Annotated in this window: 5 protein-coding genes; 2 read left to right on the top strand and 3 right to left on the bottom strand. The window is 74.5% G+C overall.

From position 1 onward, the window contains the following. Positions 1-200: 200 nt before the first annotated feature. Positions 201-1,325: a DNA integrity scanning diadenylate cyclase DisA gene (gene disA / locus ACZ7MX_RS39560; RefSeq protein ID WP_472139556.1), complete on the bottom strand. Its 1,125-nt coding sequence runs from the start codon at positions 1,323-1,325 to the stop codon at positions 201-203. A gap of 144 nt (positions 1,326-1,469) precedes the next feature. Further along, positions 1,470-2,882: a DNA repair protein RadA gene (gene radA, locus ACZ7MX_RS39555; RefSeq protein ID WP_472139555.1), complete on the bottom strand. Its 1,413-nt coding sequence runs from the start codon at positions 2,880-2,882 to the stop codon at positions 1,470-1,472. 265 nt (positions 2,883-3,147) lie between these two features. Here radA and ACZ7MX_RS39550 point away from each other — a divergent pair, with 265 nt between their 5' ends. Next, entirely contained in the window at positions 3,148-4,980 is a 1,833-nt protein-coding gene (locus ACZ7MX_RS39550; protein WP_472139553.1) for an RNA polymerase sigma factor, read from the top strand. A gap of 52 nt (positions 4,981-5,032) precedes the next feature. Here ACZ7MX_RS39550 and ACZ7MX_RS39545 read toward each other — a convergent pair whose 3' ends face one another. Further along, positions 5,033-5,869: a DUF3109 family protein gene (locus tag ACZ7MX_RS39545; RefSeq protein WP_472139551.1), complete on the bottom strand. Its 837-nt coding sequence runs from the start codon at positions 5,867-5,869 to the stop codon at positions 5,033-5,035. 94 nt (positions 5,870-5,963) lie between these two features. Between ACZ7MX_RS39545 and ACZ7MX_RS39540 the strand changes: the two genes are divergently transcribed. Then, a complete protein-coding gene (locus ACZ7MX_RS39540) occupies positions 5,964-6,887 on the top strand; it encodes a Ppx/GppA family phosphatase (protein WP_472139549.1) in 924 nt (307 codons plus the stop codon). The last annotated feature ends 250 nt before the right edge of the window (positions 6,888-7,137 follow it).

Raw genomic sequence — 7,137 nt, 5'->3', positions numbered from 1 at the left:
GACCACGACTCGATCTGCTCAACCGTCAGCGACTTCTCACACAGTCACACCAACGAGCCCCGGCCCACACGGTTACACCACATGCGGTTGCAGTATTAGGGGGCAGTCGAACAGATCCCGTAGGGGGTGCGAGGGCCCCCTGCGAGGCCACAACGGCGAAGGGCCGGTGGGTTGTTCCCCGGTCCCTCCCCGCCCACCACCTACACGTACCGCTCCAAGATCGAGGATTCCGCCAGGCGGGAGAGGCCCTCGCGGACGGAGCGGGCGCGGGCCTCGCCGACGCCGTCGACGGTCTGGAGGTCGTCGACGCTGGCGGCGAGGAGTTTCTGGAGGCCGCCGAAGTGGTCGACGAGGCGGTCGATGACGGTGCCGGGGAGGCGGGGGACCTTCGCCAGGAGGCGGAAGCCGCGCGGGGAGACGGCGGAGTCGAGGGTCTCGGGGGCGCCGCTGTAGCCCAGCGCGCGGGCCACGTTGGGGAGTTCGAGGAGTTCGGCGTGGGTGAGGGAGTCCAGTTCGGCGAGCGCCTCGGAGACCGTGCGGGCGCGCTTGGCGGTGGGCTCGGGGACGTAGTCGCGGACGACCAGTTCGCGTTCCGGTTCGACGCCGGCGATGAGCTCTTCGAGCTGGAGGGCGAGCAGCCGGCCGTCGGTGCCGAGTTCGACGACGTATTCGGCGATCTCGGTGGCGATGCGGCGGACCATTTCCAGCCGCTGGGCGACGGCGGTCACGTCGCGCACGGTCACCAGGTCCTCGATCTCCAGGGCGGAGAGGGTGCCGGCGACCTCGTCGAGGCGGAGCTTGTAGCGCTCCAGGGTGGCCAGGGCCTGGTTGGCGCGGGAGAGGATGGCCGCGGATTCCTCCAGGACGCGGCGCTCGCCGTCGACGTAGAGCGCGATCAGCCGCATGGACTGGCTGACGGAGACGACGGGGAAGCCGGCCTGGATGGAGACGCGCTGGGCGGTGCGGTGGCGGGTGCCGGTCTCCTCGGTGGGGATGGAGGCATCGGGGACGAGCTGGACGCCGGCCCGGAGGATCTTGGTGATGTCCTTGTCGAGGACCAGTGCGCCGTCGAGTTTGCACAGCTCGCGGAGGCGGGTGGCGGTGAATTCGACGTCGAGGACGAAGCCGCCGGTGCACATGGTCTCGACGGTCTTGTCGAAGCCGAGGACGATCAGGCCGCCCGTGTTGCCGCGGAGGATGCGCTCCAGGCCGTCGCGCAGGGCCGTGCCGGGGGCGACGGCGCTCAGCGAGGCGCGCATCAGGCTCTCGGTGCCGGATCCCCCGCCGGACCTGCCGGGAGCTGATGCCCGGTCGTTGGCTGCCACTGCACTCCTCCGTCGCACGGTCTGTCGGTCCGCGGGCCGCCCGGCCCTTGCTGTGGTTGATGCATCAGCCTGTGGTTGACGTACCAGCGGAGCGTACGTGGCCGACAGGCAATTCTGCGGTGACGGGCGAGACCAGGGCAAAGTCTACCGGCGCACACCCTCCTCCTGTGGGGCCTCCCGGCGTACGCGCTTGGGCAGGACGGTGAGCGCCTGTCCGACGTCGGCGACCTCCAGGACCCGCATGCCGTCGGGGATCTTGCCGGGGTCGGTGGGGACGAGGGCGTGGGTGAAGCCGAGCCGGGCGGCTTCGGAGAGCCTGCGCTGGACGCCGGTGACGCGTCTGACCTCGCCGGCGAGGCCGACCTCGCCGATGGCGACGAGGTTCTTGGGCAGCGGGGTGTCGCTGGCGGCGCTGGCGAGGGCGAGGGCGACGGCGAGGTCGGCGGCGGGTTCGGTGAGCTTCACGCCGCCGACGGTGGCGCTGTAGATGTCGCGTTTGCCGAGGGCGCTGATCCGGCCGCGCTGTTCGAGGACGGCGAGCATCATCGAGACGCGGGAGGTTTCCAGGCCGGAGGTGGTGCGCCGGGGTGAGGGGATCTGGGAGTCGACGGTGAGCGCCTGGACCTCGGCCACGAGCGGGCGGCGGCCCTCCAGGGTCACCGTGAGGCAGGTGCCGGGGACCGGTTCGTCGCGGCGGGTGAGGAAGAGGCCGGAGGGGTCGGCGAGGCCCGTGATCCCCTCGTCGTGGAGTTCGAAGCAGCCGACCTCGTCGGTGGTGCCGTAGCGGTTCTTGACGCCGCGGACGAGGCGGAGGCGGGCGTGCCGGTCGCCTTCGAAGTGGAGGACGACGTCGACCAGGTGCTCCAGGAGGCGGGGGCCGGCGATGGCGCCGTCCTTGGTGACGTGGCCCACGAGGAGCGTGGACATGCCGCGTTCCTTGGAAGCGCGGATGAGGGCGCCGGCGACCTCGCGGACCTGGGCCATGCCGCCGGGGGCGCCGTCGATCTCGGGGGAGGCGACGGTCTGGACGGAGTCCAGGATCAGCAGGGACGGCTTGACGGTGTCGAGGTGGCCGAGGACGGCGGAGAGGTCGGTCTCGGCGGCGAGGTAGAGGTGGTCGTCGAGGGCGCCGATGCGGTCGGCGCGGAGCCGGACCTGGCTCGCTGATTCCTCGCCGGTGACGTAGAGGGTGGGGTGGGCGGCGGAGGCGGACTTGGCGGCGGCGTCCAGCAGGAGGGTGGATTTGCCGACGCCGGGCTCGCCGGCGAGGAGGACCACCGCGCCGGGGACCAGCCCGCCGCCGAGGACGCGGTCGAGCTCGTCGACGCCGGTGGTGCGGGCGGTGGCCTGCTTGCCGTCGACCTGGCCGATGGGCAGGGCGGCGGTGGTGACCCGGCCGGGCGCGGTGGTGCGGACGGCGGGGGCGCCGCCGAACTCCTCGACCGTGCCCCACGCCTGGCATTCCGGGCAGCGGCCGAGCCACTTGGCGGTGGTCCAGCCGCATTCGGTGCAGCGGTACGAGGGGCGATCCTTGCCCGGCGCTTTACGAGTTGCCATGGGGATCACCGTAGCGGCGGGGTCTGACAGCGCCGCGCCCGCCGCCGGGCCCCGCCCCCGACGCCGCTGCGCCGCCCCGCCCCCGGCCCCTCGCTCCCGGCCGCCCGCTGCCTGGTGTGCTCCGACCGGGTGGCGCACGCCGGGTGCGCTCCGGGAGCAGCGGCGGGCTCGTGTCCCCTTTTGGGGGAGATGGTCACCCGTATGGGTTAAAAGTGGTCCGGGAGAGTAAGTCCCGCTGCATCATCCGCCTACCGTCGCCGGGGTGATGAGCAGCAGGCCCGAGCACCCCACGCATTCCACCGGCGTACACCGGTCGCGCGGCGACGACCGGCGCCGGAGCCGTCCGCAGTCCGCCCAGCCGTCCTCCCGGCCCCTCCAGCCGCCCGCCCCGGGTGTCCCGGACGAGCCGGGGGAGGGCTGTCAGCCGTATCTGGACGGCCTGTTCACCTACTGCCTGTCGGTGCTGTGCGAGCACGACGCGGCGACCGCGGTGCTCGGCGAGATGCTGGCGCTCGCCGAGCGGCACCACCACCGCCGCCCGGCCGACCCGGCGCTGCACCGCGCCTGGCTGTACGCGCTGGCCCGCTGGGCGTGTCTGCGGCAGCTCGCCGAGCGGACCGGCACGGGTACCGGCCCGGGCTACGGCCCCGGCCCCGCTACGGGCTCCGGTCCCGCGGCGGCCCGCGAGGGCGAGCGGCGGCAGCGTGAGCTGGCCGTGCTGGCCTGGCCGGAGGCCGCGGGCACCTCTCCCGGGCAGCGGGAGGCGCTGGAGCTGTCGGTGCGGCACCGGCTCTCCGCCGACGAGGTCGCCTCGGTGCTCGGCGCCGATCCGATCGCCACCCGCGCGCTGCTCGCCACCGCCTCCTGCGAGGTCGAGCGGACCCGGGCGGCGCTGGCCGTCGTCGAGTCCGGCCGGTGCAAGGAGGTGGCGCAGCTGGCGGCGGACAGCAAGGTGCTGCTGGGGGCGGCGCTGAGCCGGGAGCTGGTGCGGCACGTCGACGACTGCGCGACCTGCCGGCGGACCGCGGAGCGGGCCACCGCGCCGGGGTCGTGGCCGGGCACCGCGCCGGCGGCCCGGGGTTCGCTGCCGCTGGTCACCGCGCCGCAGGAGGCGGTGCTGGGGGCGCTGGCGGCGGCCCGGCGGTCCCGTACGGGCCGGGCCGACGGCTCCGCCGCGGCCGGGCGCCGCGGCCGGTCGGGTGGGGCAAACGGTTCTCCTCGCTACGACCGCAACGGCTTCCCCGTGGGCCCGCCGCCGGACCGGTCGGCCCGGCGGCGCAGGCTGCGCGCCCGGGCGCTGACCACGACGGTGGTCGCCACGGTCATCGCGGCGCCGGTGCTGGCCCTGTGGGCGGCCTACCGCGGGGCGCCCGCCACGGGGGAGACCGCGGCGGACAGCACGCCTTCGGTGACGGCGAGCGACACGGACGCCGGGGCGCGGCTGGACGGCCGGTACGAGAACGCCGGCAACGTCAGGACCACGCCCTCGCCGGCCACCCGGAGCGACGGCCGGACGCCGGACGTGTCGGTCGCGGTGATCGGCGCGGACGGCACCCCGCTGCGGCCGGGCGAGGCGGACCGTACGGTGACGGGCCCGGGGCGGCTGACGGTCGCCGCGCAGCCCAGCGGCGGCGCGACGGCGATCACGATCAGCGCGTCCGGCGGTGAGCCGGTGCACTGGACGGCGACGCCGGGCGCGGCCTGGCTGCAGATGAGCCGGACGGCGGGCTATCTGCGCCCCGGGCAGTCCACGACGGTCACGGTCTACGTCGACCACGACCGGGAGCCGGCGGGCCGCTGGCGGACCCGGATCGCCCTCCACCCGGGCGGCACCGCGGTCACGCTGGAGGGCTACGGCGGCACCGGACCGCAGGGCCCGTCGCCGGCCGGGCCGTCGCCGTCGCGTCCGCCGCACACGCCGACGCCCACGGACCCCACCCCGACGGCTCCGTCGCCGTCGCCGTCGCGGACGAGCCCGACGCCCGGCCCCTCGGACCCGTCGCCGACCCCGTCGCCGAGCGGCCCCACGGCGACCTCCGGGCCGACGCCGTTCAAGCCGTCGGACACCCCGTCGCACACGACCCGCCCGGCCCGCTGAGCGGCGGACCGGGCGGGGGGACGGCGGGGGTGCAGCGGTGGTTCCGGCGGGTCTACGGCCGGGGGTCCGCCGGGTGCGGGGCCATCGGCAGCTCCGCCGCCAGCCGCTGTTCGCACAGCTCGACGAGCTTGGCGTAGCCCTTCTTGCCCATCAGCTCGGTCAGTTCCGGCTTGTACGAGACATAGACCGGTTCGCCCGCGCCGTGCGCCGAGGTCGCGGAGGTGCACCACCAGTGCAGGTCGTGGCCGCCGGGGCCCCAGCCGCGCCGGTCGTACTCGCCGATGGTGACCTGCAGCACCTGGGTGTCGTCGGGCCGGTCGATCCAGTCGAAGGTGCGCCGGACCGGCAGCTGCCAGCAGACGTCGGGCTTGGTCTCCAGCGGCTCGCGGCCCTCGCGCAGCGCGAGGATGTGCAGCGAGCAGCCGGCGCCGCCCTGGAAGCCGGGGCGGTTCTGGAAGATGCAGGAGCCCTGCCAGCGGCGGGTCTGCCGTTCGCCGTCGTCGTCGACCTCGACCCAGCCGCTGTCGGTGCCCACGTCGTGGAACTGCCACAGGTCGGGCGTGAGCCGCGCCACGTGCTCGGCGACCCGCTTCTCGTCGTCGTCGTCCGAGAAGTGCGCGCCGAGCGTGCAGCACCCGTCGTCCGCCCGGCCGGCCTGGATGCCCTGGCAGCCGCTGCCGAAGATGCAGGTCCAGCGGGACGTCAGCCAGGTCAGGTCGCAGCGGAAGATCTGTTCGTCGTCGGCCGGGTCGGGGAAGGTGACCCAGGCGCGGGCGAAGTCGAGTCCGACCTCGTCGGCCGGGGGCTGGTTCCCCTCGGCCGCCTGGGCGCGCCGCTTTTCTGCCTTCTTCGGCGCTTTTTCGTGCTTCGCCTTTTTCGTCTTTGCCACGGGTCCAGCGTACGGCGCGTTCCGCGACACCCGCAGGGGCCGGGGGCCCACCGCGCCGACGAGCCCCACCGGGCGTCGCAGTAGGTTTCCCCGTATGAGACTCGGTGTCCTCGATGTGGGTTCGAATACGGTCCATCTGCTGGTGGTGGACGCACACCCCGGCGCGCGGCCGTTGCCCGCCTACTCGCACAAGGCGGAACTGCGGCTGGCCGAGCTCCTCGACGACGGCGCGATAAGCGACGCCGGGGTGGAGCGGCTGGTGGCCACCGTCCGGGAGGCGCTGCAGGTGGCCGAGGACAAGGGTGTGGAGAGCGTGCTGCCGTTCGCGACGTCCGCGGTGCGGGAGGCGGCCAACGGGGAGGACGTGCTGCGCCGGGTCGCCGAGGAGACCGAGGTGGAGCTGCAGGTGCTCTCCGGTGAGGACGAGGCGCGGCTCACGTTCCTCGCCGCCCGCCGCTGGCTGGGCTGGTCCGCGGGCCGGCTGCTGGTCCTCGACATCGGCGGCGGTTCGCTGGAGATCGCCTACGGCCTCGACGAGGACCCGGACGTGGCGGTGTCGCTGCCGCTGGGCGCCGGCCGGCTGACCGCGGCCGGGCTGCCCGGGGACCCGCCCGATCCGGAGGACGTCCGTACGCTGCGCCGCCGGGTGCGGGCCGAGATCGCCCGCGTGGTGAGCGAGTTCAGCCGCTACGGCACCCCCGACCAGATCGTCGGCACGTCCAAGACGTTCCGGCAGCTGGCCCGGATCGCCGGTGCCGCCCGCTCCGCCGAGGGTCTCTACGTCCAGCGCGAGCTGACCCGCAAGAAGCTGGAGGAGTGGGTGCCGAAGCTGGCCGGGATGACCGCGCGGGAGCGGTCCGAGCTGCCCGGGGTGTCCGAGGGCCGGGCGCGGCAGCTGCTGGCCGGGGCGCTGGTCGCCGAGGCGGCGATGGACCTGTTCGGGGTGGAGACCCTGGAGATCTGCCCGTGGGCGCTCCGCGAGGGGGTCATCCTGCGGCGGCTGGACCACCTGCCGTAGGTGTCTGCACCACCCGCCGTAGGTGTCTGGAGCACCTGCCGTAGTGTCCGGGCCACCTGAGGGCGTTTGGAGCACCTGCCGGCCGTAGAGGGGAGTCCCCTCGGGTCCGGTCGGGCCGGCGGGGTGGTGCGTAGGGCGGCTGCGGCGGTTGCCGGACCGCCCCGGGCCGTGGGCGCAGGCGAAGACACGCGCGTGAGACTCGTCACGCCGTCGATCAGCCCCGTCACCTGCGTACCCCCCGCCCCACAAG

Source organism: Streptomyces sp. NPDC107765 (assembly GCF_055657085.1).
The sequence above is the reverse complement of the archived record's forward strand: the minus strand, read 5'-3'. Positions and strand labels throughout refer to the sequence as shown.